Genomic DNA, 26,399 nt, shown 5'->3' with positions numbered 1-26,399 from the left:
GGATGAGTGCGGAAGATCAATCAGGCAGCGACAGGTTTCTGAACCGCTTGCGCGGCTCGCCAATGGGTTGGCGGCTGCGCCTTGCTGTGTTTCTTTTGTTGCTCGCCACGATTGCCACGGTCTGGATCACCAACAGTCTTCTGACCAGCCGGTTTACCGAATCCACCAGAAACCGTGCTGAGCTGCGCCTTGCCTTGTATTCCGGCAACTTGCTGAGTGAGTTGCGTCGCAATGCCATCGTGCCGCAGTTGCTTGCGCGCGATCCCACGTTGATCTCGGCGTTGCAATCAAGCGACTATACATTGTCGAGCCAGCGCCTGATCTCGTTTGTCGAAGAGATCGGAGCGGCCTCGCTGGTTTTGCTTGATAGTGACGGGTTGACCCGCGCTGCCACGGATCGAAACCGATTGCAGGAAAGCCATCGGAACTCGCCCTATTTCATCGATGCAATTCGGTCGAACGCCACTATTTTCTCGGTCATTCCGCGTGAATCCGGCGGTTACAGCTTTGTCTATTCGCGACGGATCGAGGCGAATGCCGAAATTCTTGGTGTGATCGTTGTCGAAGTCGACCTGCAGAAGTTTGAACGCGCTTGGGCGGGTATATCCGATGCGGTGATGGTAACCGACAGCACTGGCACGATCATTCTGTCGACCGAACCCCAGTGGCGCGGGTTGGATGAAAGCGGCGCCATGCTGCGCCAACCCCCACAGAGCGCGATCCAGCGCGCCATTCGCGCCACCACAGATTGGAGCGCCTTGCCGCCGGACGCCTACCTGCAAGGTGAGGCGGTGATGCGTATGGAGACGCGGATTCCTTTCCGCGGCTGGCAGATGACCTCTTTCACCACTTATTCCTCGATCCGAGAGCGGGTGAACAGTGTTCTGGCGCTGGAAATCATGGCATTTGCGATTCTTCTGGCGTTGACATTCTATGCACTCAGCCGCAGAGCCACGTCGCGTATGACATTATTTCAGCGCGAGTCGGCGGAGCTTCGCGCATTGAACGTAAGGCTGCAGCGGGAAATTGCTGAGCGGGAACGTGTTGAAAAGACGCTGGAAGTTGCCGAGCAAACCCTTGCTCAAAGCTCGAAACTGGCAGCGCTTGGAGAGATGTCTGCCGCGGTCAGTCATGAGTTGAATCAACCTCTGGCTGCGATGAAAACCTATCTGGCCGGCGCACGCCTGCTGCTGCGCCGCAACCGGCCCGAAGAGGCGCTGGCCAGCTTTGGTCGCATCGATGGCCTGATCGAGCGGATGGGCGCGATCACGCGCCAGCTCAAATCTTATGCACGCAAGGGTGCGGATGCGTTTTCGCCTGTAAATCTTGGCGAAGCGCTTGCCTCATCCCTGTCGATGATGGAGCCTCAGCTGCGTCAGCGGCATGTGAAGATAACCCAGATTTTGCCCGAAGAACCTGTTATAGTGATGGGTGATCGGATGCGGATCGAACAGGTTATGGTCAACCTCTTGCGCAACGCGCTGGACGCGACCAAATCTGTGAATGAGCCGGATGTCGAGATTATTCTCGCTGCAGGTGAAACAGCGGTTCTGACCGTACGCGACAATGGCCACGGGATCGAGGATATCGAAAACCTGTTCGAGCCGTTCTACACGACCAAACGCCCCGGGGACGGCGTTGGTCTGGGGCTTGCCATCTCGTCCGGGATCGTGAACGACCATGGAGGACGGCTAACCGCGCGCAACGGCCAACAGGGCGGTGCGGTGTTTGAGATGCAATTGCCCATTTTGGGAAGCGACGGCCTTGAGGCCGCGGAATAGAGGAACAGACTATGGCACAGGCCATGAAAATCGCCATCGTGGATGATGAACAGGACATGCGCCAGTCGATCAGCCAGTGGCTGGCTCTGTCGGGATACGACACCGAGACTTTTTCGAGCGCCGAAGATGCGCTCAAAGTGTTGGGGCCGGAATATCCAGGCATCGTGATTTCTGACATCAAGATGCCGGGCATGGACGGTATTCAATTGCTGAAAAAACTGATGGGAGCCGATAGCACGTTGCCGGTGATCATGATCACAGGGCATGGTGATGTGCCGATGGCGGTTGAGGCGATGCGCGTTGGTGCGTTCGACTTCCTTGAGAAACCGTTCAATCCTGACCGCATGTCGGAACTTGCCAAGCGCGCCAGCAATGCGCGGCGCCTGACTTTGGACAATCGTGCGCTGCGCCGCGAGTTGTCAGGTGGCACGCAGATTATGAACAAACTGATCGGTGCCAGCCCGGTCATGGAGCGGTTGCGCGAGGATATATTGGATCTGGGCCAGGCTGATGGTCATGTCCTGATTGATGGTGAGACAGGGACAGGCAAGACGCTGGTGGCGCACGCCTTGCATGCGGTCGGCAGTCGCGCCGGAAAGAAGTTCGTTTTGATCTCCTGCGCGGCGCTTGAGGAAGAGGCGCTGTCGAAACGTCTGTTCGGCCCGATGTTGCCTGAAGACTCTCAGCTGCCAGCAATAGAAGAAGCGCGCGGTGGGACGCTTGTTCTTGAGGATGTCGAGGCGCTGAGCGACACGCTTCAGGCACGTTTGTTGAGCGTGATGAACGAGCAGGGGACGCCTGCAGAAACCCGGATCGTTGCGATTTCGAACCTGCAGGAAGCAGGGAAAACGTCCGAAGACGTTCTGCGCCCAGATTTGTTTTATCGTCTCGCGGCTTTGCGCATTACCATGCCTCCGCTGCGTCAGCGTGGTGAAGACATTCTGACGCTGTTTACCCGCCTGAGCGAGCAGTTTGCCGAGGAATACGGCTGCGACGCACCTCAGGTCAGCGCGCAGGAAGCGGCACAGTTACTTCAAGCGCCATGGCCCGGAAATGTTCGGCAGTTGATCAACATTGCCGAACGAGCCGTTCTGCAGTCGCGGCGTGGTTCGGGGACGATTGCGTCACTGCTGATGTCGGATCACGAAGAGATGCAGCCGGTGATGACCACCGAAGGCAAGCCGCTGAAAGAATATGTCGAAGCGTTTGAACGCATGCTGATCGACAACACGATGCGCCGCCACAAAGGGTCGATCGCGTCAGTAATGGACGAGCTTTGCCTGCCGCGCCGGACATTGAATGAAAAGATGGCCAAATACGGGCTACAGCGCTCGGACTATCTGTAATGGCAGAGAGGGGGCCAACCCCCTCTTGAGCCTTTAGCTCAATTCACCCCCGGGATATTTACGGCCAGATGAAGAGATCCCGAGCGGCGCAACTTGGGCGTTATGCAGTTTGCCCATTGTCTTTTCCACAGGACTGCTTTTATTGTGTCCGAACGGGCCGGGCATTTTTGTGCCCCGAAGTCCCGAATCTTTGAGTTTCGCTGCTGATCCGGTTTCGAGGATCAATCCCATAAGGTTCAGCAGACCGATTGTGCCCCGTAAGGGGCAATTGAGTACCTGAGCCCGTCTAGACGGGCGAAAGGAATAAATGGGCAGGCAGCGGCGCTATCCCGCGCCTGTCGGAGAAGAACCGCGATGACGCGCGCGCAACGATTGAGTATACGGGCAGGGGGCCACAGCGCCAGACCCTGCCGCGCGCCGTCCGATATCGCCCGTACAAGACACCTCCCCAAAAGTGCCTGTCCGCCTGGATGGGTCAGGACAACGCGTTTGGCGCGGTGCACCAAGGACACATGGCTAAGAAAATGCTTATCGATGCCACCCACGCGGAGGAAACCCGCGTTGTGGTGGTCGACGGAAACAAGGTTGAGGAATTTGACTTTGAATCCGAAAATAAACGCCAGCTTGCTGGCAACATCTATCTTGCAAAAGTAACACGGGTTGAGCCGTCGCTGCAGGCGGCCTTTGTGGACTACGGCGGGAACCGGCACGGATTTCTGGCCTTTTCTGAGATCCATCCCGACTACTATCAGATCCCCGTTGCCGACCGTGAGGCGTTGATGGAGGAAGAACGCGCCTATGCCGAAGCCATGAAGGCGCGCGATGAGGTCGAGGAAGCAAAGCCCAAGAAACGCCGCTCGCGCTCGCGTTCTAAGGCTGCGGACGTCAAGACCGACGATCCGGTCGAAACGCTGGAAGTTTCCTCTGAGCCTACCGGCATGGAGACCATTGATCTGGATGACGGCGATGAAGCGGAGGTGCCCGAAGGGACATCTCCGATGGAGATCGTCGCCGAGACTCCGGTTGAAGAGCCCGAAGAAGGTGATGCGCCTGCTGCAGAAGACGAGTCTGCAGAGGAAACCGTTTCGGAAGATGCACCGCAAGCTGAGGATGAGGCTGCGGACACCGTTGAAGCCACAGACGAAGTTGCAAGTACAGCGCCTGAGGATGCTTCCGAGGAAGATGTGGCCGAAACTGACGCGGAAGAAGAGGATGCAAAGCCTTCGGATGACGGAGAAGCGCCAGAAGATGAGGCAGATGCCAAAAGTGCTGATGCGACCGCGAAAGATGACTCGATCGAATCCGTAGCCGATGAGGATGATAGCGAGGATATTCGTCCTCCGCGCAAACCGCGCCCGCGCCGTTACAAGATTCAGGAAGTTATAAAGGTCCGTCAGGTTCTGCTGGTGCAGGTCGTCAAAGAAGAGCGCGGCAACAAGGGCGCAGCGCTGACAACCTACCTGTCGCTGGCGGGTCGCTATTGCGTGTTGATGCCCAATACCGCGCGTGGCGGTGGGATTAGTCGCAAGATCACCAATGCTGCAGACCGGAAGAAACTGAAAGACATCGCCTCTGAAATCGACGTGCCCACCGGGGCGGGTTTGATCGTTCGGACCGCAGGGGCCAAGCGTACAAAATCTGAGATCAAGCGTGACTATGAATATTTGCAACGTCTGTGGGAGCAGATTCGTGAATTGACGCTGCAGTCGATTGCGCCCGCGAAGATCTATGAAGAGGGGGATCTGGTCAAACGCTCGATCCGCGACCTGTATAATCGCGACATTGACGAGGTTCTGGTGGAAGGCGAGGGCGGGTACCGCATTGCCAAGGACTTCATGAAAATGATCATGCCGTCGCACGCTAAGAACGTGAAACGGTATGAGGACGCGTTGCCTTTGTTCGCGCGCTATCAGGTCGAAAGCTATCTGGCGGGGATGTTCAACCCAACCGTGCAGCTGAAATCCGGTGGCTATATCGTGATCGGTGTGACCGAAGCGCTTGTGGCAATCGATGTGAACTCGGGTCGGGCGACAAAAGAGGGATCGATCGAGGAAACCGCACTGAAGACCAACCTTGAGGCTGCCGAAGAGGTGGCGCGCCAACTACGTCTGCGTGATTTGGCGGGTCTGATTGTGATCGACTTTATCGACATGGACGAGCGTAAGAACAACGCAGCCGTCGAAAAACGCCTGAAAGACAAGTTGAAAACCGACCGCGCCCGCATTCAGGTCGGCCGTATTTCCGGCTTTGGTCTGCTGGAGATGAGCCGTCAGCGTCTTCGCCCGGGTATGATCGAAGCAACCACCCAGCCGTGCCCGCATTGCCATGGCACTGGTCTGATCCGCTCGGACGACAATATGGCGCTGTCGATCCTGCGGCAGATCGAAGAGGAAGGCACGCGCCGTCGTTCGCGCGAGGTTCTGGTACGCTGTCCGGTCAGCATCGCCAACTTCTTGATGAACCAGAAGCGCGAACATATCGCGCAGATCGAGGCACGTTATGGCCTGTCGGTTCGCATCGAAGGAGATGTGCATCTGGTCAGCCCGGATTTCTCGATGGAGAAGTTCAAGACGGCCAGCCGCGTTGTTCCCGAAGCAACTGCGCCAGTGGTCTCGGTAGATGCATCGCTGATGGACATGGTCGACGCCACGGAAGAGGACGACAGCGAAGAAGAGGTCGCGGTCCAGACCGAAGAAGAGACCAAACCCAAGCGCAAGCGCCGTCGGCGTCGGCGCAAGAAAAGCTCGGGCAATGGCGAAGCTTCGGAAGGCAGTGCAGATGAGTCTGATGCGGTCGACAACGCGGAGGCGGAAGAACAGGCCGAGAGCGATGAGGCCAAACCGACCGAAGATACGCCCGCTGCTGAGGAAGAGGCCGAGAAAGCCGCCAAACCCAAAAAGCGTCGGGCGCCACGCCGCCGTAAGAAGGACGCAGAAGCTGTAGCCGAAGAAAGCGAGGCGCAGACCGATGAAAACGCTGCGGCAGCCGAGCAAGAAAGTGCGGCAGCTGAAGCTGAGGTAACCGATGTGGAACCGGCCAAGGAAGCTGAAGTTGCTGAGGCAGCGCCAGAACCTGAGATCTCCGAACCGGCACCAGAACCCGAGGTCGCCGAAGTGGAGCCTGAAGAAGCTGTAGAACCCGTAGTTGAGGTGGCCGAAGAACCGGCTGCTGCCGAGCCAGAAGTGGTTGAGGCTGCAACCCCAGAACCGGTGCTAGAGGTTGTGGCCGAAGAACCGGAACCCGCGCCAGCTAAGCCAAAACGCCGAGGGTGGTGGTCTTTGGGACAGTAAGAATCAGGCGGGCCACTTGGTCCGCCTTTTTCGTTTGGTCATGGGGCTGGGAAGCCTTAAGCAGATTTTTGGATCACATATATCTGATGACCATCCACTGAGTCTTGCGAGACGAGTGTGTGACCAGCTTCGTTGCAAAAATGTGGTACGTCGATAATCGCTGCAGGATCATCGGCCAGAACGCGCAGAAAGCCCCCGACGGGCAAGGATTTAAGCCGTTTCCGGGCTTTCAGGACGGGCAGTGGGCACAGTAAACCCAGCGCATCCAGTGTTTCGGTCTCATCGGTCATGGGATTGAGATATTTCCATCAGGCGATACTGTCCAGCGTGCAACCACGAGGATGTGACTGAATGGCCCCGTGACGAAACACGAATGATACCATATGTGCTGACTCATGTTCGGAATAGAGATCATAGATGCAGGCCTTCTACCTGCAATGCTTGTCGCCATGTTGGGTGGGTTGATCAGTTTTCTGTCACCCTGCGTGTTGCCGATTGTCCCCCCATATCTTGCGTATATGAGCGGGGTGACAATCAACGAGATGCAAGATGAGGCGCGCGCGCGGCGCAAAGCAACTATGTCGGCATTGTTCTTTGTTCTGGGTCTGTCGACAGTGTTCCTGCTGCTTGGCTTTACAGCGTCGGCATTCGGGGCGTTCGTGCTGCAAAATCAGGTGCTATTCGCCAAACTCTCAGGCGCTGTTGTCATAGTCTTTGGTCTGCACTTCCTGAACGTGTTCCGCATCCCGCTGCTGGATCGTGAAGCGCGTGTTGAAACGGGCGACTCCAGCGGGTCAGTGTTCGGGGCCTATATTCTGGGTCTTGCCTTTGCCTTTGGTTGGACACCCTGCATTGGGCCGCAGTTGGGTGCGATCCTATCGCTGGCTGCATCCGAGGCGTCTGTGGCGCGCGGCACCCTGCTTTTAGGCGTTTATGCAGCGGGGCTGGGTATTCCGTTCCTACTGGCGGCGATGTTCCTGAACCGCTCGATGGCGGTTATGAACCGCATCAAACCCCATATGGGCACGATCGAGAAGGTCATGGGCGGGCTCTTGCTGTTTGTCGGCATCATGTTGGTTACCGGGCTGTTTACCGAATTCAGCTGGTGGCTGCTTGAGACCTTTCCGGCTTTGGCAAATTTCGGTTAACCCTCTGGCCCTAAACACGGATGGGTGGGCGCTGGGACTTACCTTGGCGTCACCGCTGCGCTAATCTGCAGCGCAGAGGGCCGGGTCATGAGCAGTCAGAAATCCCAACCGCAGGTGCGCAAACGCCGGGTGTTTTATATCCCCGGTTATGATCCGATTCATCCGCGCCGCTATCGTGAGCTATATCGCAAAGAGGGGCGCGCGCAGGCCGCGATCTCAGGTTATGAGATCGATATCCGCGCCAAGTCAGGCGATGGTCCATACGGCTGGCATGTTACCTCTGAACAGGACGGTCACCTTGTATCCGCTGATGTCGAGGTTTTGGTTTGGTCCGACATCGTGCGGAACAGCATGGCCCAATCCATCCCGGCGACTTATTGGCAATTAGCACGAACAGCTTGGATATATATTTCAACCGGAACGCTATGGCGGCTGATGCAGTTGCGCAAAGGGCCTGTGATTGCAGCCCTGTATCCGGTCGGGATGCTTCTATTGCAACTTGTGGTAACGCTGCTGATTGCATGGGGACTGGTGGCAGTTTTTCAGCGATTTGTCGGATGGTGGGCGCTGTTACCAGCGGTCGGAGCGATCTACGTACTGATGCATTGGTTTAGAAAGCTCGATAACCGATTTTTTGCTTACTATCTGATGCATGACTATGCCCATTCTGCACAGTTGCGAGGAGCCTATTCAACCGACCTGCAAGCCCGTCTGAACCAGTTCTCTGATCAAATCGAACAAGCACTGTCGAGCGATCTGGATGAAGTTCTAGTCGTAGGCCACAGCTCGGGTGCGCATCTGGGCGTTTCCGTGCTGGCCGATTTACTTAGACGAAGAACTTCTACCAACAATGAACCGGTTCTGTCCTTTCTCACACTGGGGCAGGTTGTACCCATGGTGTCCTTCCTGCCTGATGCGCAATCTTTGCGCTCTGATCTTCAGTATCTGTCCGAACGCGCAGATGTCTGCTGGGTCGATGTATCGGCACCGGGAGATGGGTGCGCATTTGCGCTGTGTGATCCTGTCGCGGTCAGCGGTGTCGCCCGACCGGAAAAGCGCGGGCCTCTAGTCCTTTCTGCTGCCTTCACGCAAACCCTGTCATCAGAGAGGTGGCAACACCTGCGATGGAGGTTTTTTCGTCTGCACTTTCAGTATCTGTGTGCTTTTGATCGTCCTGGTGCGTACGACTATTTCCGTATCACGGCTGGCCCTAAAACGCTGAGTCAGCGATTTGAGGGCCGAGCGCCCTCGCGTTCACGCTTTGAACGTGCTGTTTCAAAATTCACTTCGGTGGCGGCATGACCCCTCCCAAACCCGAGGCGCGCCCAGACAATGTATCGCTCTGGCGATATTTGCGGCTGTTTCGGCAAGATCTGCTATCGGCGCAGCCTCAGCGTTTATACCGTGCGTGGATGGCCGAGTTTCGAACGCCGTTCTTTCGGTCCTACTTGATCAATCAGCCCGATTTGATCCGTACGGTGTTGAAAGAGCGCCCCGAAGTCTTCCCCAAGTCGAACCGCATTAGCGAAGGGCTGCGCCCATTGCTGGGACACTCGGTGTTTTTGACCAACGGAGAGGCCTGGAAACGACAAAGAAGGATCATTGATCCCGCATTTGAAGGGGGGCGACTGAAAGATACGTTCCCCGCGATGGTTGCGGCGGCGCAGGCTTGTGTGGATCGGCTAGCGACCAGTGTGGGGCAAAGTGTGGAAGTTGAGGAGATCACCAGCCATGCAGCAGCAGACGTGATCTTTCGCACCCTGTTCTCAGTTCCGATCGAGCACGAAGTCGCTGCGCAGGTTTTTGACAAGTTCCGCCTCTATCAGCGGGAACAACCCTTGTTGAACCTCGCCGCCTTTGTCCCGATTCCACGCTGGGTGCCCCGGTTTCATTCCCGCCGAACGCGCCGAACCGCGCGTGAGATCAGAGATTTGATCAGCCGCCTGACGTCTGAGCGTGCGACGGCGATCAAGGACGGCACAGCTCCTGATGATCTGGCGACAAAGATCATGACAACGCCCGACCCGGACATCGGAGAATGCTTCGAAACACATGAAATGGTGGATCAGGTCGCTATTTTCTTTCTAGCCGGGCACGAAACCAGTGCGTCTGCATTGGCCTGGACGCTCTATCTGTTGGCTTTGTATCCGGAGTGGCAAGATAAGCTTGCCGAAGAAGCTCAGGTACTGGATGCGCCCGAATTCTCTGCAATGTCCCAATTGAAGCTCAGCCGTGATGTATTTCGCGAAGCTCTGCGCCTTTATCCTCCGGTGCCCATGATGGTGCGCGAAACAACGTGTCCCGAACATTTCCGTAATAGGGACATCCCGCAAGGCGCGCAGATTGTTGTCAGCCCCTGGCATCTACATCGCCACGAACGGCTTTGGGATCGACCGGATGAGTTTGATCCCGAACGATGGGCAACCGAAAACGGAAAGAAATGCCAGCGCGAGGCTTATGTGCCATTCTCTGCAGGCCCCAGGGTCTGCACGGGCGCTGGGTTTGCGATGGTCGAGGGGCCCTTGATCCTGTCAATGCTTCTCCGCCGTTACCGCTTTGAAACAATACAGGGCAAAACGCCCGTACCGGTCGCGCATCTGACCGTTAGATCAAAGGATGGAATTTGGTTGCGCTTGGTTGAGCGCTAACAAACTACCATCGCACGTCGGCATGCTGTATGCGGATTGAAACTGCGGAATCATATTGAACGGGAATGAGTTATGTCGAAAGCAGAACAGCGCACGCAAATGTCCGAAGGCGCAGGATTTATTGCAGCTCTGGATCAAAGCGGCGGTTCAACCCCTAAAGCGCTAGCGTTGTACGGTGTCGAGGCCTCGGATTATGGCACGGACGAAGAGATGTTCGGCGAAATCCAGAAAATGCGTGCGCGGATCATTCTGGCTGACGATTTCACCAAGGAAAAGGTGATTGGCGCCATCCTGTTCGAACGGACACTGGGAGAAGAAATCGAGGGCAAGAAGGTCGCGAATTACCTTTGGTCCGAAAAAGGGATCGTACCTTTTCTGAAGATCGACAAAGGGCTTGAGGATCAGGCCAATGGTGTTCAGATGATGAAACCGATCCCCGGCCTGGCTGAAACACTGTCCAAGGCGGATGGCGTTTTTGGTACCAAGGAACGCTCGGTCATTCACGAAGCCAACGCGCAGGGCATTGCCGATGTGGTTGCGCAGCAATTCGATGTGGCGCGCGTGGTCACTGATGCGGGTATGGTTCCGATTGTCGAGCCCGAAGTGAACATCCATTCGGAAACAAAAGCCGAAGCAGAGGATATTCTGAAATCAGAAATCCTGAGAAACCTAGATCAACTGTCCGAAGGACAGGAGGTCATGTTGAAATTGACGATTCCAAGCCAGGCCAACCTTTATGACGAGGTCGCGGATCACCCGCGCGTCCTTCGTGTTGTTGCGCTGTCTGGCGGGTACTCGACCGAACAGGCCTGTGATCTGCTCAGCCAGAACGGCAAGATGATCGCGTCCTTCTCCCGCGCGCTGACCGAAGGGCTGTCCAAGCAGCAATCTGATGCAGAGTTCAATTCAGCGCTTGGAAGCAACATCGACAATATTTATCGCGCCTCGGTTTGATCGAAGGCGTAACTATTCCGGTTTGATGAAATCGCGGCGCATCTGCGCCGCTTTTTCGCACATGACACATCCGATGGCGTGATCATTGATCAATCCCATGGCCTGCATGAATGCATATACCGTTGTGGGACCAACAAACTTCCAACCGCGTTTCTTCAGATCTTTTGACATCGCGATGGATTCGGCAGAGGTGGATGCCGAGCGGGGGGTAGGTGGCATCTTAGGTTCATATCGCCAGACATAGGCGGCCAAGGACCCCTCGGCTGCGACCAGGTCTTGCGTACGGCGTGCGTTGTTGATCACAGCTTCGATTTTACCGCGGTGGCGCACGATGCCTTTGTCATCCAGCAGACGCTGGATATCGGCATCAGTAAAATCGGCTATTTCGTTGAAATCAAAATTGCAAAACGCAGAGCGGAAATTCTCTCGCTTAGAAAGTATGGTCCGCCAGCTTAAACCTGACTGAAAGCTTTCAAGGCACAGTTTTTCGAACAGCCGTCTTTCATCGGATACCGGGTAACCCCATTCCTTGTCGTGATAGTCGAAAAACTCCGGCGCTGCATTGCACCACGTGCAGCGGGGTTTGCCATCTGGGCCTGTTATCGTATCGCTCATGCATGTACCCCTTTTGTTCTTGATAGCTTACGCAGTGCTGAGGGGTGAATGCAAGTGATCAATCGGATTGACGATACCAATTCAGAACATAGACGCGAATGGCCGAGGCTAGTCCGGTTTCTGGATCACGCTCTGCATCAATTTGGGCTGCCAAGACGTTGATTGGAAGATATTTTTCGCGCGCAATATCACGAAACGCCTGCCAGAAATCATCTTCAAGCGATACCGAAGTTCTGTGACCTTGCAGGGTCAGAGAGCGTTTTACCGGCCGACCGCTCATTCGTCGACTTTGTGACCGTCGAGGTCACGCTTCTGGCGTTCTTGCTCAAGCTTCGCAATTGCTTTCTCGGATTTGGACCGTCCGTGTTTTACAGCGTTTGCGTCTGCGCGGGCCTTCTTTTCGGCCCGCGCCTTTTCTTTTCGAAACCGGTTCAGATTGACCGGCTTGCCCATTAGTCCTTGGGCCCGATCATGTGTTCAGGCCGCACGACCGCATCAAACGTAGCCTCATCCACAAAGCCCAGCGCAATCGCTTCTTCCTTGAGCGTGGTGCCATTCTTATGCGCCGTCTTGGCCACGGTTGTAGCGTTGTCATAGCCAATGGTGGGGGCCAATGCAGTTACCAGCATCAGAGATTCCTTCATCAGCTTGTCGATGCGCGGTTCATTGGCCTTGATGCCCAGTAGCATACGTTCAGTGAAGCTGTCAGTCGCATCCCCCAGCAGTTGGATCGACTGCAGAAGATTATAGGACATCATTGGATTATAGACGTTCAGTTGGAAATGGCCCTGTGAGCCGGCGAACTTCATCGCGGCATCATTGCCCATCACGTGTGCTGCCACCTGCGTCAACGCTTCAGCCTGCGTTGGGTTTACCTTGCCAGGCATGATGGACGAGCCAGGCTCATTTTCCGGCAAGATCAGTTCGCCAAGGCCTGATCGGGGACCAGAGCCCAATAGGCGGATATCGTTCGCGATCTTGTAGCAGGACCCGGCAATCGTGGCCAAAGCGCCTGACAAGAAGACCATGGCATCATGAGCGGCCAGAGCTTCAAACTTGTTCGGGGCGGTCACAAACGGCAGCCCGGTTATCTCGGCCATATTTTTCGCCACTGCCTCGTCCCATCCGCCATGGGTGTTCAAACCTGTGCCGACGGCGGTGCCACCCTGAGCCAACTCGTAGATTCCGGGCATCGCGGCTTCGACTCGTGCAATGCCTTGACGGATCTGGTGCGCGTAGCCTCCAAACTCCTGTTCCAGCGTCAAAGGAGTCGCGTCCTGGGTGTGGGTGCGGCCGATTTTGATGATTCCGGCGAACTCTTTCGCTTTGGCTTCCAAAGCCGAAGCAAATTTTTCAAGCCCGGGCATCAGCACATCGCGCACGCTCATCGCGGTGGCGATGTGCATGGCGGTTGGGAATGTATCATTCGAAGATTGGCCCATATTGCAGTGATCGTTGGGATGAACCGGGTCTTTCGATCCGATCTCACCGCCTAGAATCTCAATCGCGCGGTTCGCAATGACCTCGTTCGAGTTCATGTTAGATTGCGTACCCGACCCGGTTTGCCAAACGACCAGAGGAAAGTTGTCATCAAACTTGCCCTCAAACACTTCGCCAGCTGCTTGAATGATCGCATCCGCGATCTGGGCGTCCAGTTTGCCGATCGCCTTATTCTCAATCGCGCAGGCCATTTTGATCACGCCCAGCGCGCGCACGATGGCGACGGGCTGTTTTTCCCAACCGATAGGAAAGTTCATGATAGAACGCTGCGTTTGCGCGCCCCAATACTTGTCGGCGGGCACCTCAAGAGGGCCAAAGCTGTCGGATTCGGTACGGGTTTGAGACATCGGTCGCTCCGGTCTTGTATGCAGTCGTATGCCGTTTACCCGCAGCAAGGCTGTGGCGCAATCGGCCAGTTGCGCGCACCTTAAACTTGGGGCAAGCAAAGGTATAGACAAAGCGCCCCAACAAAATAATTTCTGTTAGCGAAAACAGTGCCATTGTACGTCGGCGAGCTAAAGTTAGAATAGAGAAACATCCACGACGGAGTCGGCCATGCGCGTATCAATTCTCAAAAGACCCCTGAGTGTAAGTGCCTTGGCGTTTGCTGCGTGTATTTGGCTGTTGGCTTTTTTACAGCAAGCACATGCAACAGGCATTGCGCCATTTGTGGGCGATTATACCGGGTCGGCAGAAGTGGTTGATTCAGACGGAACGGCAACCCCTCGGGACATGAGCGTGTCGATTCACGAAACCAAGGGCGGTTTCAATGTGAGCTGGACGACCACAACCTACAAAGCAGATGGGCGCATCAAGGATGAAAAATATTCGGTCGATTTCCAAAGCTCAGATCGTGCCGATGTCTATTCCGCGGCAATGAAACGGAACGTGTTCGGTCACGAAGTGCCGCTTGATCCGATGAAAGGTGAACCGTTTGTGTGGGGTCGCATCGACGGAGATACGTTGACGGTTTTTTCGTTGTTCATTGACGAAAATGGTGGCTACGAGCTTCAGCAGTTCGACCGCACACTGGCAGAGGGTGGGCTGAACTTGTCCTTTTCCAGATTTCGGGACGGCGTGAAATCGCGTTCAGTCGAAACCTTTCTTAAGAAAGAATAAACCCCGCAGTTGGCGAGGTTAGATTTGTCTACTTTCGGAAGCTATCCAGCGAAACCACATCCGCATCATGCTGAGGCTCTGATTCTTCGGCTTCAAGCTCGATCGGGGCCTCCTCCATCACGTGAATCTCATCATCTTCGTCTTCAGAGCCTTCAAATCGCAATCCGAATTCAACCGAAGGATCGACGAAGGTTTTGATGGCCAGATACGGGATATAGAGCGGTTCAGGAGCATCCCCAAAATTCAGCGTGATTGAGAACCCGTCATCGCCAACCTCAAGGTTTTCGAACCAATGCTGCATGACGATGGTCATTTCGCCCGGATACCGCTCTTGCAGCCAGTCGGCCAATTCGACACCTTCGTATCGCGTATCAAATGTGATGAAGAAATGATGCGCACCGGGCAAGCCCCGTTGTGACACGTCGGTCAGGACGGTCTTGATCAGGCCCCGCATGGCCGTGTGCATCAGATTCCCGTAGTCGATGTCTTGCGACATAGTTGATCCTCGAAAGTGGTTAATCCCAGCATAGTTCATTCGGTCGGAAACGAAAGGCCGTGTTGGGCAGTATTGATTACAAAACCTGCAGCCCGATTCCGGCCATGACCATGACACTCAATGTGGTCGCTAAACCGGATTTAATGCGGAAAATCAACAGGCCAGCCAACACCGTAAGCGCAAGCGCCTTGATATCCAGCGTCATTAGATCGGGCAATGGTATGGACATCGGACCCCAATGCCATCCTGGGAGGCTGCCAAACAGAACGTTCAAACCGAACCACACGGAGAGGTTGAGAATCACCCCAACGACCGCAGCCGTGATTCCATGCATTGCAGCCCCCAAACGCGGGCGTGTGGCAATTTTTTCCAGATGCGGTGCGGCAAGAAAAATCCACAGAAAACAGGGCACGAAGGTCGCCCACAACGCGACCAGCCCCGCTGCCAATGCCAGCGAAGTGCCGCCAGCAATCTGCCCGCTGAGCATGGCCACAAACTGTGTCACCAGAATCAGGGGTCCTGGCGTGGTTTCGGCCAGCCCCAATGCATCAATCATCTGATCCGTGTTGATCCATTGATAAGTATCGACAACGGTTTGGGTCATATAGGCCAGTACTGCGTAGGCTCCGCCAAAGGTCACAACAGCCAGACGGGCGAAGAACCAGCCAAGATCACTAAGGAGTTGCTGCCCGCTCAGTTGCAGCAAAACGAGCGGCCCAAGCCAGAGGATAAGCCAGACAGCTGCTGTTCGAACCGGACGACCGGGTGCTGTACTTGTTTGAATGGTATCCGGCAAGAGGTTCTGTGATGCGACATATCCCCAGACAGCGGCGCACAGGATGATCAGCGGGAATGGAAGGTTGAAGACAAAGATGCCCAGGAAAGCGAGGCCAGCAATCACGCGATGTTCAGTATCCGTTAGTGCTTTCTTCGCAAGGTTTCGCAATGCTTGTAGAACAATGATGATGACCGCAGCTTTGATGCCTAAAAATCCGGCCTGAACCAAGGGCAAATTGCCGTAAGCCGCGTACAGAGCAACAAGGAGCGCGATGATCAAAGCTCCGGGCAACACGAACAAGCATCCGGCGATCAGTCCGCCAGTCACGCCACGCAATCGCCAGCCGGCGTAAGTGGCAAGCTGCATGGCCTCTGGACCCGGCAGCAACATACACAAAGACAGCGCGCGCAAATAGGTTTGTTCATCCAGCCATGGACGTTTTTCGACCAGTTCTTGATGCATCAGTGATATCTGCGCAGCGGGGCCTCCAAATGACAAAAGCCCGATGCGTCCGAAAACACGGAACAATTCACGTATCGTCGGGTTCATTGCGCGTGACCCGTAGGCCAGTCATGCGTTTCACCTGATCCATCCCGAGCCCAGCGATAGAGCGCGTCATAGATGAGCAAACCGGCTTCCAACTGTTGCTGATCATCGCGATATTGGCGCGATAACCCAACCGAAATTGCCAGCAGTCCGGCAGCTTCTGGTGCGAGGTCATGCCGGCTGGTATCCGCCGCACGTACTATCCCGGCCAATCGATCCAAAGCCTCGGAGTGCAGGTCGAACTCATCCAGCATCGTGTCAAAAGTACATCTGTCGCCACGATGGCTCCAATAAGTGCCCTCTACATCGAACGGTATCGCGCCAAAATGTTCGGCTACGCCTTGGATTTCACTTGGCGCGACAAAAAGAAACCGTGCTTGGGTATCGACAAATCGGCGGATCAGCCAGGGACATGCAATTCGGTCGATCTTTGGGCGATGTCGCGTGACCCAAAGTGTGCCGCCTTCGGACGGCGCGGGTAAGGTGGCAACACTTAAAACCAAGGCGCCCGGGGTGTCGCGCCACGCAAACATACCGCCTTCCAGATATTCAGCCGCTATCCCTTCGGCCTGCAGCCAAGATACGACGCCTTGGCTTAATTTCTTACCCTTTTGGCAGATCACAACGCATGAACGATCCCTGCAGCGTTCTTTGAAACCTTCCAAGTCTTTATAGTTATGACGGACTGCGCTGGGGATCAGGCACGGGTCATCTTCGAAATCTGCATCGATACGCACATCAATCAGAATCGGAGCCTGTGGCATGCCGATCAGGCGCAACAGTTGACGGGGTGTTATTGCATTGGGGGCAGCCATTGCATGTTTCCTTATCAGTTTGGATACATGCGAACTTGGGCTGCCGCCTCACGGGGTGTTCGCAAGCTTACCCCATGAGACTGTGCTAGCGCGCAAACGCGGGAGGGGTCAAGCTTGCGGTTGTTTTACCCGGCCCAGTCCAGCCTTTGCCCTGTCATACAGACTGGAAGAGTATCCTGCGGAAACTGTCCCAATTGTTCGAAAAGAGAAATGAAATCGAACTGATTGTAAGCTTCAACCATCTTGTCCCCCTTGAACCGAGCCATGACCTGACCCGTCACCTCAAGCGGGGCACCGTTATCGGCCCGGAATGTACGCACATGCAAAATACCAGACACCCAGTCACCGTTTTCGATGATTTTGGGCAGTTCGACTTTGATATCGCCCAGAACATGGCGGAAAGCCGAGACCAGATCGCGAAAGTCATCCGCGCCAACCTGCATTTCCGGGATCAATCCTTCGGCCATGGTTTCCGGGGCGAAGAACTGATCTATCGCCTCGGTATTGCCTTGTTCCCAAACCTCTGAATACCACGCCCTCAGCCTGTCAGAATTCGTCATGTCAGCCCTCCTGTCTCTCAAACAGGAAAATGGGCCAAACAAGTGAATAAACCCTGAATCCCCGATGAGTTATGGGCAATGAACAGACATAATGGGGTAAATGCAGGTTTCTGTTGCCAGGTACCTGCGAACCCCGCCTTACGCGGCTAGGCGTAAGGGCTTAAGTTTCGGTCTTGCTACTGCTTACGCAGCAACTGCAACCGGAGCACGATTGTCGTTTGCAATTGTACTAGTTTCGCCGATAACGGTGGCAGACAGCCGAGACAAAGCTAACCCCTTTAGACGTTCGTCGATCCTGTTTCGGCCCCAAAATCCCCAAACGAAGGATGGTTGGTGGAGCCGCCGGGTACCGCCCCCGGGTCCGATCCGCTTATTACGAGCGCGTTTATGTCCATAGTCCCGAAGGACATACCCTATATAGGTGAGGACGAGGCCGGATGCAAATCCGGATTGCGTAAGGTCGCCTCATTAGTTTCAAAGTGTTAGGACGCTCTGTTCAAGTTCGCGATGATAAGCCAGAGCGCCATTACCAGCTCGATTCCACCAAAGGTCAGTGCTTTGACGAAAGGAGGGTTGTCCAGCGCCAGTGACACAAAACGACCCAGCGCTGCGCCTGCATAGACCACACCCAACATGGCATATGCCATCGGAGTGTTAAGCCAAAGCACTGCAGCGCCTGTCACAACGAACAGCCCGCCTACCGAGGCTCGCATCTCGCTAAGGCCCATGGTGCTTTTCGTCGGCGCCAGGTCCAACGCGTTGGCTGTGAACGTCGGGGCCAGAAATCCGAAGAGGCCAAAGCCGATTGTCAGCAGGGCGGCAACTACGTTGAGGGCTGTGATCATTGGCTTTTTTCCTTTTTGGTCTGCTCGTGCAATTTAGCTCAGCCTCACGCAAAGAAAAGCGCCTAAATCGCTGACCACAGGCCCAAAACACCGACCAGAATCAGGCTAATCGCCCAGACAAATTCCAGATTGAACCAGCCACGCGACAGGAATTGCAGGCCGAGCCAGCGATAAACGGCAAAAGCTAGAAAGCCTCCGCCTAGGATCATAGCGGCGGTATGAATGGCGGCGACAGTTAGCACCAGCAGGCCATTGTTAGCCATTATTTGCGAGACCGCCTGGTGCCCTGCATCCAACTCATCCAGCCCACAGAGGCCAAGATAGATCGGCACCAGCATCAATGCAGCGCCATGCGCCAAGGCCACAAGGAACGACCAAAGCGCCAGCTTGCTGGGCGGGACGCGCGACAACATCCGAGGATGGCGGCGCGTTATTGCAATATAGCCGCCCATTGCAATAACAATCAGCGCCGCCCCGATGCGGATTTCGCGTTGGTATTCAACCAGAGCGGCCATCAGGGCAAAAGGCAGCAGCACCCCAAGCATTGCAACAAAATGCCCGCTGGCCAAAGCGGCGAGCGCGCGCCAGAGGGCCGATTGGCGTTGCTCCATCAAGGCTGATGAAACTGCCAACGGCCAGCCCATACCGGGGTTTAGCCCATGATAGGCTCCGCTGAGAACAACGGCCAGCCAGAGGCCAGCCGTTGATGTCATTAAGGTCTCCAACTCAGACCGATGGGTAACAGAAACTGTCGGTCGAGCAGTCTCCACCCTCGAGCCGGATCTGGTGGCTGCGATAGCCTTCCGGGAACTCGACCCAGAACTTCGGATCAAGAGTCAGGCCGCCAGTTTCGTCAACATCCGCCTTGACCATCGCGGCACCACGTTCACCGGGATAGAACTGATCGTCCCATGTGGAATAGAGCGAGTTGGTCCAGTAGACTCGTTTTCCATCGCGGCTGATTTCGACCATTTGCGGGCCATAGCCAAACTCTTGCCCGTTGGGATGTTTCGTCTTTTTGACAATCCCGCCAATCTCAACCTTACCCGCAAGTCTTGGATTCATCGGGTCCGACACGTCATACTGATGCATCTCACCCGTGCCCCAGCAGGCGACGTAGAGGTACTTGTCATCAAGGCTTAGGTCGATATCCGTCACCAGCGGCGGAACGGCCGAGAAGCCTTTCAGCAGCTCGGGCAAGTCATCGGGATCAGCTGGTTGCGGATCAATCGTGATGGTCTTCTTCGCCTCAAACGTGCCTTCATCATTGCGCCACCAGGTAAAGATCGCACCCTGCAGATTGGTAGTATCGACCACAACGCCACAGAAACCGTATTGCTTGACTGGATCATGCGCAGGTCGGATTTCCAACGCCATCTGATGGTTTTCGCCTAGATCGATGGTTTGAATATTGGTCCGGTTGCGCAGATTCCAGAAATGAATGCTGTGGCCGTATTTATTCGACAGCAGGTCCTCGGCCACAATCCCGTTCTCGAACTGTGGCGGCAGACCCCATTCCGAGCTGACCATGTAGTCGCGCGGTAAGTTCCACCAGAAATCATAATGCTTGTCCTGCACGCCGCGTTCGATCTCGTACCGGCCAATGATTTCAAAGCTTTCGCAGTCCATGATGAAAATTCCGGGAGGGCCATCGGTGCCATCTTCGCCACCACCACCCAGCGTGCTGACATAGATACCCTCAGGTCCGCAATGGATCGTATGCGGGCGGGAATATCCCGTTTTCGCAAAGACTTCTTCGGGTTCGATAATCTTGTGAATCTTCGCCTCAAGCGGATTTTTCACGTCGATTATGTAGATCCGGCTGGATCGGATGCCAGGTATGATCAGATACCGGCGCTCAAGAAACGCATGACCGCTAAGCGGAGACAGGGCAGAGGAACAGGCATTCCAGCCGAAGTGATGAAACTCATCGCCTTTCTCAGGCATGATCACCTGATGGACAATCTTCCCATAATCTTCTGAGGATGGGTCGACATTCACTACAGCCAAGCCATCAGGTTGCGAAAAATCGGGGCTGAGCATTAGCGTGAAGGCCAACGTCTCAGTGGGGCCTTCCATCGCCAGTTTGGCCGATGGATAAAAGGTTGGGTCCGGTCTTTGGTTCATAACGTCCTCCCGTAAGTCATTGGTATTCAATTCGTAGTGAGAGTTCCGGTCTTGCTGCCGGATGTCATGCTGCCTGCTCGGGTGCCTCGTCGTTCCTTCCTTACGCCTGAGATCAGGCGGGTTTGCGTCGTCTTTCGGCCACGTCCTGTGCCAGTTGCCGCGTGTAGGTCTCAAGCTTGACCAGAGCCGTATCAACCGCGGTAACATCCCGTGCTTCCAGCGCATTGGCGATGTCGCTGTGCAGAGCGATGATTTCTTCGCGTGACCGGGCCGTGAAAGTGATCATGTTCATCAATGGCTGCATCGCCTCGACCGCGCCAGCAAGCTGGTAAGACAGCACCGGATTTCCAGCGCCATCTACTAGGGCACGGTGAAAAGCGACGTCCGAGGCGCAGAAGGCTTCATCAGTAAGGCCCGGCTGTGCCTGGCGGAATATTTCGGCCCGCATGGTCGCGAGTTGATCTGCGGTGCGGCGTTGCGCGGATAATGCGGCACAGGCGCGTTCCAGCGCATAGCGTGCCTCGCACGCCGTATCGAAGTTGACCGCGTTCATCGACAAAAGCAGCGTCGAGGTAGTCACTTGTTGGGAATAGGCGTCCTCAAAACTCAGCCGATTAACAAACGCGCCGCCGGAAGCCCCGCGTTGCGTGCGGATAAGCGATTGAGCAGCAAGGCGTTTCAGCGCCTCGCGAACCGTGGGGCGCGAGACTTTGAACTGATCCGCCAGCTCGGATTCCGAAGGCAGACGTTCATCAACGATCAAGCGACCTGATACGATCGCATCCCGGATTGCCTGCGCAATTTGGGCGGACAGATCTGCCGAACTCTGAGGATCGATTTTCATGGTCTTTGGCCGGATTCGTTACTTTTTATTTGTCTGACATTTAAAAGTCTGACATTTGAAAAGCAAGAGAGTTGAGTCGGGAGAAGCAAGTGAGTCGCTCAGTTTTCCGCAGCGCGCTTTGGTTGGGCTTTTACATCGCGATCCTCTGGTCGTGGTGGATGATGGTCTCGATGAGCCGCGACATGGATCTGGACTGGATCGGACGCCCAGGCCCGATCGGACAAACCATGGCCGCAATGGACCCGCGCATGGACATGTACATGCCCATGGCCGAGTTCGGCCCGCTGTTCTGGATGTGGGCGATCATGATGGCGGCGATGATGCTGCCGACACTGGTGCCAACCCTGCGCAGCTATGATGACCTGATCCGCAGCGCCAACGGCACGCGGGCAGGGTGGCTGGGCGTGTTGCTGGGGTATTTCGTCGTCTGGGTCGGTTTCGCCGCGCTGATCACAGGGGCCCAGCTGGCGCTGCTTTTCGGTGGCGCGGTCGATATGCTGGGAATTGCCAAATCGCCGTACCTTGCCGGAGGACTGCTGATTGCGGTCGGAGCCTTCCAGTTTACCCGCGCAAAAGAAGTCTGCCACGGCGTCTGCCACGCGCCAATGACCTATTTCCTAGGCCATTGGAAACCCGGTTTCGCAGGCGGTTTACGCATGGGTCTGGGGCTGGGCGCCTTTTGCGTCGGTTGCTGCTGGGGCTTTATGGCTCTGGGCTTTGTGGGCGGTGTTATGAGCCTGCTCTGGATGGGGCTGGCGACACTGTTCATGGTTTTAGAAAAACTTCCCCAGATCGGGCACGCGGTGACGCGGCCCATGGGGTTTGTCTTGATTGCGGGTGGTCTGGCGCTGCTTGTGCATCACATTGCTTACGGAGGATAAGTCGATGGCTAAAAACAGAAAACCGGATGCAGACAAACTGCCGGTCAGTCAGAGAATTGACAGCCGGATGCCCAATCCCAAGCGTCGCGAGATGAGCCCGACCGACTGGGCAGTCAAAGGCGAACTGATCCTCAACTGTTCCTGCGATGTATTCTGTCCCTGCGTTGTCTCTCTGGGTGCGCACCCGCCGACCGAAGGGCATTGCCACGCATGGATGGGTATCGTCATTGATGAGGGGCACTACGAGGGCGAGGATTTGTCCGGCCTGAACGTGGGCCTTTTGGTTGATATCCCCGGTCGTATGGGTGAGGGCCAATGGAAGGTCGCGGCCTATGTGGATGAGCGCGCCAGCGGCAAAGCATACAACGGCTTGCTACAAATCTTCAGTGGTCAGGCAGGCGGTACGACTGGGCTGTTCACGATGCTGGTCAGCGAAATCATCGGGGCCGAGCGTGCCCCCGTTCAAATTGAGCGAGACGGGACAAAGCGCCGGATTATGATTGGGCGTAAGATTCAGGGTGAAATTGAGATGCTGGCAGGCAAGGACCCTGAGCATCCGGTGATGGTTTCAAACTCGAAATACTGGATGGGACCGGACATTATCGTGGCCCGAGGCACCAAATCAAAGGTTCGCGATTATGGCCGCGTTTGGGATTTTGGTGGCAAATCAGCCGAGATTTGCCCCATCGACTGGCACGGACCCAAGTGATGATCACCGGAGCCTATGCGCGTGAGATGGCGCGATATAACCGCTGGCAAAACAATCAGTTGAAGGGTTTTCTTCAGGCTGTTCCTGCCGAAGAGCTCGCCCGTAATCGCCGGGCGTTCTTTGGATCGATCATGGGAACAGCCAATCATTTGCTTTGGGGGGATTGGATCTGGATTTCTCGGTTTGACAAGGGTCCGGGACCTGGTGGCGGCATCCCTGAGAGCGTCTCGATCTGCGACGGCATGGCTGACTGGTTGCCGTTGCGCGATACAATTGACGATCGGATTGCCAGATGGGCCGACACGTTGGACGACGAAGTCCTGAGTGGCTCGTTCACATGGTATTCTGCAGCGAAAGAAGCTGACGTAACAAAACCTTACGATCAATGCGTGATCCACATGTTCAACCACCAGACGCACCATCGCGGACAATTGCACCAGATGCTGACCGAAGTCGGCTCTCAGGCGCCCGTCAGCGATCTTGTTTTTCTGCCAGAGGATACCTGACATGGCAGTCATCACGCCAAACCGACGTGTGCGCAAAACTCCATTTACTCCGGGTGTCGAAGCAGAAGGGGTAAAGGCGTATACGGTCTATAACCACATGCTGCTCCCGACGGTTTTTGAAAGCGTTGAGGCTGATGCGGCTCACTTGAAGCAACATGTGCAGGTCTGGGATGTCTCGTGCGAACGTCAGGTCCAGATCAAAGGCCCAGATGCGCTGCGGCTGATGAAGATGCTCAGCCCGCGCGACATGGACAAGATGCGGGCAGACCAGTGCTATTATGTACCGATCGTGGATCATAATGGCGGGATACTGAATGATCCGGTGGCGATCAAACTGGCGGACGACCATTATTGGTTGTCTGTCGCTGATGGAGACCTTTGGCAATATGCCTTGGGCCTTGTGATCGCGCTGGGGCTGGATGTCGATGTTTCCGAGCCGGATGTGTCACCTCTGGCCGTGCAAGGACCGAAGTCGGACGATCTGATGGCGCGTGTGTTTGGCGATGCGATCAGAGACATAAAATTCTTCCGATACAAACGGTTAGCTTTTGAAGATACCTCTTTCATCATCGCCCGCTCAGGTTGGTCCAAACAGGGTGGCTTTGAAATCTATGTCGAAGGTTCGGACTATGGAATGCCGCTGTGGGATGCCCTGTTTGCAGACGGGCGCGATCTGAATGTACGGGCTGGTTGCCCTAATGGGATTGAGCGGGTCGAAAGTGGGCTGCTGAGTTTCGGCTCGGACATGCGGCGCGAAAATACGCCCTACGAATGTGGGTTGGCGCGCTTTTGTAACTCACCGCTGGATTATTTAGGCAAGGCTGCCTTGGCTGATCAGGCGAAGAACGGGCCGCCTCGGCAAATTCGTCCGCTTGTGATCGAAGGTGAGATTGGGCCATGCACGGAATCCTGGCCTCTGATGGCTGAGGGCCGACAGGTCGGGCAGGTCGCCTCTGCCGCCTACTCGCCAGAATTTGGGGTAAATGTCGCGATTGGAATGGTCGACAGATCCCACTGGGTTACGGGCACCCGGATCGAGTTGATGACAGAACACGGAATGCGATGGGCTGTGGTGCAGGACAAGTTCTGGCGCTAAGCCCACATTTGAAGAATAGAGCCTCTAGGCAACGAAGGGAGTAAGTTCATGTTTAACGCACTTGTCGTTGAAAAGGATGAAGAAAGTGGCCTCGCCAGTGCCACAGTCAAGGAGATGTCGCTGGCAGATTTGCCGGATGGAGAGGTAACTGTAGCCGTCGAGTATTCAACCGTGAACTACAAAGACGGGTTGTGCATGTCTCCAAAGGGCGGTGGTTTGGTGCGGAGTTACCCGCATATCCCGGGCATCGATTATTCGGGCACTGTCGAACAATCATCAGATGGTCGGTACAAGCCCGGCGACAAGGTTGTCCTAACCGGCTGGCGCGTGGGTGAGGCGCATTGGGGAGGGTACTCTCAGAAAGCCAACGCCCGCGCGGATTGGCTAGTACCCTTGCCGAATGGGTTGGATACACGGCAGGCCATGGCGGTCGGGACCGCTGGTTTCACTGCGATGTTGGCTGTTATGGCGCTGGAAGATCACGGATTGCAGCCGGGACATGGCCCGGTGTTGGTTACGGGCGCCGCAGGTGGTGTTGGCTCGGTTGCGACGGCCATTCTGGCTCATCTGGGGTATGAGGTTGCAGCGGTCACCGGGCGACCGGAAACGGCCGACTACCTTAAATCATTGGGCGCGACTACAATTGTCCCACGCGATGAGTTGAATGAAACCACCAAGCGCCCGCTAGAGAGTGAAACCTGGTCAGGATGTGTTGATGCGGTTGGCGGGGCGATGCTCGCCCGAGTCTTGGGCCAGATGAAATATGGCGCATCCGTTGCTGCGGTTGGACTTGCCGGAGGTGCAGGGCTACCGGCGACCGTGATCCCGTTTCTGCTGCGCGGTGTGAACCTATTGGGCATCGATAGTGTCATGCAGCCCTATGACAACCGCGTCCGGTCCTGGCAGCGCATAGCGACAGACCTTCCGATGGATAAGCTCGAGGCGATGGTCCATACGGCAACCCTGTCTGATCTGCCTCAATTGGGTGCAGACATTCTACAGGGGCAGGTTAAAGGCCGCGTTGTGGTCGATGTGAACGCCTGACCGGGTTCCTGCATCAAAAGACTGGCCGGATCATGAAACCGGCCGGTCTCAAATCCAGGAATGAGGCAAGATTGCCGGAAACAGTTCTGGTCATTGCCACATTTCATCAGCATGATTGCTATACATCCCATTTGTGATGGCTTAAGACCCATCCGAACATCACCTGAAGACGGGGAGTGAGCAGCATGTCTGATGATTTCGAACTCGACACCGATGATCTGAAACGCCGTATGGACGGCGCGATGGCCAACCTCAAAACCGAATTCGCCTCGCTGCGGACCGGGCGTGCCTCGGCCTCGATGCTTGAGCCCGTTATGGTCGATGCCTATGGCGCGATGACGCCGATCAACCAAGTCGGCACCGTGAACGTCCCCGAACCGCGCATGGTGACGGTTAACGTTTGGGACAAGGGCCTTGTTGGTAAAGTTGAAAAGGCCATTCGCGAAAGTGGTTTGGGCATCAATCCACAACTGAACGGCACGATCATCATGCTGCCGATTCCTGAACTGAACGAGGAACGTCGCCGGGAACTGGGTAAGGTTGCAGGGCAATACGCAGAAAGCGCGCGTGTTTCGATCCGCAATGTGCGCCGCGACGGCATGGACCAGATCAAAAAGGCCAAGGCTGACGGCATGTCCGAGGATGATCAAAAGTTCTGGGAAACCGAGGTGCAGGAATTGACCGATACTATGATCAAGTCGGTCGATGATGCGCTTGAGACCAAACAAACCGAGATCATGCAGGTCTGATT

At 55.6% G+C, this 26,399-nt stretch carries 27 protein-coding genes and 1 other RNA gene; 14 read left to right on the top strand and 14 right to left on the bottom strand.

All coding sequences use genetic code 11. The features are described from left to right. Positions 1-62 precede the first annotated feature (62 nt). The 3 genes from ACR0NN_RS02045 to ACR0NN_RS02035 all read left to right on the top strand — a co-directional run bounded on the left by ACR0NN_RS02045 (position 63) and on the right by ACR0NN_RS02035 (position 6,417). Entirely contained in the window at positions 63-1,781 is a 1,719-nt protein-coding gene (locus tag ACR0NN_RS02045) for a sensor histidine kinase (protein WP_480683988.1), read from the top strand. An 11-nt stretch (positions 1,782-1,792) separates the two neighbouring features. Beyond that, positions 1,793-3,127 (top strand): sigma-54-dependent transcriptional regulator, encoded by a 1,335-nt coding sequence (locus ACR0NN_RS02040; protein ID WP_170683989.1) that lies wholly within the window; start codon positions 1,793-1,795, stop codon positions 3,125-3,127. Positions 3,128-3,639: 512 nt separating this feature from the next. Next, positions 3,640-6,417: an Rne/Rng family ribonuclease gene (locus tag ACR0NN_RS02035; protein ID WP_170719186.1), complete on the top strand. Its 2,778-nt coding sequence runs from the start codon at positions 3,640-3,642 to the stop codon at positions 6,415-6,417. 56 nt (positions 6,418-6,473) lie between these two features. Here the strand turns inward: ACR0NN_RS02035 and ACR0NN_RS02030 are convergent, their stop codons facing one another. Next, positions 6,474-6,707, bottom strand: coding sequence for a sulfurtransferase TusA family protein (locus ACR0NN_RS02030; protein WP_170683986.1), 234 nt, complete (start codon positions 6,705-6,707; stop codon positions 6,474-6,476). A 105-nt stretch (positions 6,708-6,812) separates the two neighbouring features. Here ACR0NN_RS02030 and ACR0NN_RS02025 point away from each other — a divergent pair, with 105 nt between their 5' ends. From ACR0NN_RS02025 to ACR0NN_RS02010, 4 genes are all read left to right on the top strand, one after another. Then, positions 6,813-7,565, top strand: coding sequence for a cytochrome c biogenesis protein CcdA (locus ACR0NN_RS02025; RefSeq protein WP_170683983.1), 753 nt, complete (start codon positions 6,813-6,815; stop codon positions 7,563-7,565). A gap of 87 nt (positions 7,566-7,652) precedes the next feature. After that, the gene (locus tag ACR0NN_RS02020) at positions 7,653-8,867 is read left to right on the top strand and encodes a hypothetical protein (protein ID WP_170719184.1); all 1,215 of its coding nucleotides are present in this window, start codon (positions 7,653-7,655) and stop codon (positions 8,865-8,867) included. Next, positions 8,864-10,213, top strand: coding sequence for a cytochrome P450 (locus tag ACR0NN_RS02015; RefSeq protein WP_170719182.1), 1,350 nt, complete (start codon positions 8,864-8,866; stop codon positions 10,211-10,213). Before ACR0NN_RS02020 ends, ACR0NN_RS02015 begins: the two co-directional genes overlap by 4 nt. Before the next feature lie 72 nt (positions 10,214-10,285). After that, positions 10,286-11,167, top strand: a complete 882-nt coding sequence (locus ACR0NN_RS02010) for a fructose bisphosphate aldolase (RefSeq protein ID WP_170719180.1) — start codon at positions 10,286-10,288, stop codon at positions 11,165-11,167. Between the two features lie 12 nt (positions 11,168-11,179). Here ACR0NN_RS02010 and ACR0NN_RS02005 read toward each other — a convergent pair whose 3' ends face one another. From ACR0NN_RS02005 to fumC, 4 genes are read right to left on the bottom strand one after another with little or no spacing between them, the layout of a single operon-like run. Then, positions 11,180-11,782 (bottom strand): DNA-3-methyladenine glycosylase I, encoded by a 603-nt coding sequence (locus ACR0NN_RS02005; protein ID WP_170719177.1) that lies wholly within the window; start codon positions 11,780-11,782, stop codon positions 11,180-11,182. A gap of 58 nt (positions 11,783-11,840) precedes the next feature. Next, positions 11,841-12,062: a ribbon-helix-helix domain-containing protein gene (locus tag ACR0NN_RS02000; protein ID WP_170719176.1), complete on the bottom strand. Its 222-nt coding sequence runs from the start codon at positions 12,060-12,062 to the stop codon at positions 11,841-11,843. Beyond that, entirely contained in the window at positions 12,059-12,235 is a 177-nt protein-coding gene (locus ACR0NN_RS01995; protein WP_170719174.1) for a DUF4169 family protein, read from the bottom strand. The genes ACR0NN_RS02000 and ACR0NN_RS01995 overlap by 4 nt, the downstream gene beginning before the upstream one ends. Then, the gene (gene fumC, locus ACR0NN_RS01990; protein ID WP_170719171.1) at positions 12,235-13,629 is read right to left on the bottom strand and encodes a class II fumarate hydratase; all 1,395 of its coding nucleotides are present in this window, start codon (positions 13,627-13,629) and stop codon (positions 12,235-12,237) included. The genes ACR0NN_RS01995 and fumC overlap by 1 nt, the downstream gene beginning before the upstream one ends. Before the next feature lie 208 nt (positions 13,630-13,837). Here fumC and ACR0NN_RS01985 point away from each other — a divergent pair, with 208 nt between their 5' ends. Then, positions 13,838-14,401 (top strand): hypothetical protein, encoded by a 564-nt coding sequence (locus ACR0NN_RS01985; protein WP_170719169.1) that lies wholly within the window; start codon positions 13,838-13,840, stop codon positions 14,399-14,401. Between the two features lie 28 nt (positions 14,402-14,429). Here ACR0NN_RS01985 and ACR0NN_RS01980 read toward each other — a convergent pair whose 3' ends face one another. From ACR0NN_RS01980 to ACR0NN_RS01940, 9 genes are all read right to left on the bottom strand, one after another. After that, positions 14,430-14,897 (bottom strand): ClpXP protease specificity-enhancing factor SspB, encoded by a 468-nt coding sequence (locus tag ACR0NN_RS01980; RefSeq protein WP_170719167.1) that lies wholly within the window; start codon positions 14,895-14,897, stop codon positions 14,430-14,432. Between the two features lie 76 nt (positions 14,898-14,973). After that, the gene (chrA, locus tag ACR0NN_RS01975) at positions 14,974-16,224 is read right to left on the bottom strand and encodes a chromate efflux transporter (protein WP_170719165.1); all 1,251 of its coding nucleotides are present in this window, start codon (positions 16,222-16,224) and stop codon (positions 14,974-14,976) included. Next, positions 16,221-17,036 (bottom strand): chromate resistance protein ChrB domain-containing protein, encoded by an 816-nt coding sequence (locus tag ACR0NN_RS01970; RefSeq protein WP_480683793.1) that lies wholly within the window; start codon positions 17,034-17,036, stop codon positions 16,221-16,223. Before ACR0NN_RS01970 ends, chrA begins: the two co-directional genes overlap by 4 nt. Before the next feature lie 125 nt (positions 17,037-17,161). Beyond that, positions 17,162-17,596: an ester cyclase gene (locus tag ACR0NN_RS01965; RefSeq protein ID WP_170719158.1), complete on the bottom strand. Its 435-nt coding sequence runs from the start codon at positions 17,594-17,596 to the stop codon at positions 17,162-17,164. 99 nt (positions 17,597-17,695) lie between these two features. After that, positions 17,696-18,043: a transfer-messenger RNA gene (gene ssrA, locus ACR0NN_RS01960) on the bottom strand. A gap of 35 nt (positions 18,044-18,078) precedes the next feature. Continuing rightward, positions 18,079-18,441 (bottom strand): DUF4345 family protein, encoded by a 363-nt coding sequence (locus ACR0NN_RS01955; RefSeq protein WP_170719156.1) that lies wholly within the window; start codon positions 18,439-18,441, stop codon positions 18,079-18,081. 62 nt (positions 18,442-18,503) lie between these two features. Beyond that, positions 18,504-19,154 carry a hypothetical protein gene (locus tag ACR0NN_RS01950; RefSeq protein WP_170719152.1) on the bottom strand — a complete coding sequence of 217 codons (651 nt, stop codon included), beginning with the start codon at positions 19,152-19,154 and terminating at the stop codon, positions 18,504-18,506. Between the two features lie 13 nt (positions 19,155-19,167). Continuing rightward, positions 19,168-20,568, bottom strand: coding sequence for a selenium-binding protein SBP56-related protein (locus ACR0NN_RS01945; RefSeq protein ID WP_170719150.1), 1,401 nt, complete (start codon positions 20,566-20,568; stop codon positions 19,168-19,170). Positions 20,569-20,680: 112 nt separating this feature from the next. After that, positions 20,681-21,412: a FadR/GntR family transcriptional regulator gene (locus ACR0NN_RS01940; protein ID WP_170683950.1), complete on the bottom strand. Its 732-nt coding sequence runs from the start codon at positions 21,410-21,412 to the stop codon at positions 20,681-20,683. A gap of 89 nt (positions 21,413-21,501) precedes the next feature. Between ACR0NN_RS01940 and ACR0NN_RS01935 the strand changes: the two genes are divergently transcribed. From ACR0NN_RS01935 to frr, 6 genes are all read left to right on the top strand, one after another. Continuing rightward, positions 21,502-22,293, top strand: coding sequence for a DUF2182 domain-containing protein (locus ACR0NN_RS01935; protein ID WP_170719148.1), 792 nt, complete (start codon positions 21,502-21,504; stop codon positions 22,291-22,293). 4 nt (positions 22,294-22,297) lie between these two features. After that, positions 22,298-23,002: a DUF1326 domain-containing protein gene (locus ACR0NN_RS01930; RefSeq protein ID WP_010439955.1), complete on the top strand. Its 705-nt coding sequence runs from the start codon at positions 22,298-22,300 to the stop codon at positions 23,000-23,002. Continuing rightward, a complete protein-coding gene (locus ACR0NN_RS01925) occupies positions 23,002-23,508 on the top strand; it encodes a DinB family protein (protein WP_170719145.1) in 507 nt (168 codons plus the stop codon). The genes ACR0NN_RS01930 and ACR0NN_RS01925 overlap by 1 nt, the downstream gene beginning before the upstream one ends. A gap of 1 nt (position 23,509) precedes the next feature. Beyond that, complete coding sequence (locus ACR0NN_RS01920) at positions 23,510-24,604, top strand: dimethylsulfoniopropionate demethylase (protein WP_170719143.1); 1,095 nt, start codon at positions 23,510-23,512, stop codon at positions 24,602-24,604. Positions 24,605-24,652: 48 nt separating this feature from the next. After that, the gene (gene acuI / locus ACR0NN_RS01915; RefSeq protein ID WP_170719141.1) at positions 24,653-25,648 is read left to right on the top strand and encodes an acryloyl-CoA reductase; all 996 of its coding nucleotides are present in this window, start codon (positions 24,653-24,655) and stop codon (positions 25,646-25,648) included. 185 nt (positions 25,649-25,833) lie between these two features. Next, complete coding sequence (frr, locus tag ACR0NN_RS01910; RefSeq protein ID WP_170683938.1) at positions 25,834-26,397, top strand: ribosome recycling factor; 564 nt, start codon at positions 25,834-25,836, stop codon at positions 26,395-26,397. Positions 26,398-26,399: the final 2 nt, after the last annotated feature.

Source organism: Ruegeria sp. BA2 (assembly GCF_056539605.1).
Note: the sequence above shows the minus strand (reverse complement) of the source record. Positions and strands in the feature narration are given on the sequence as shown.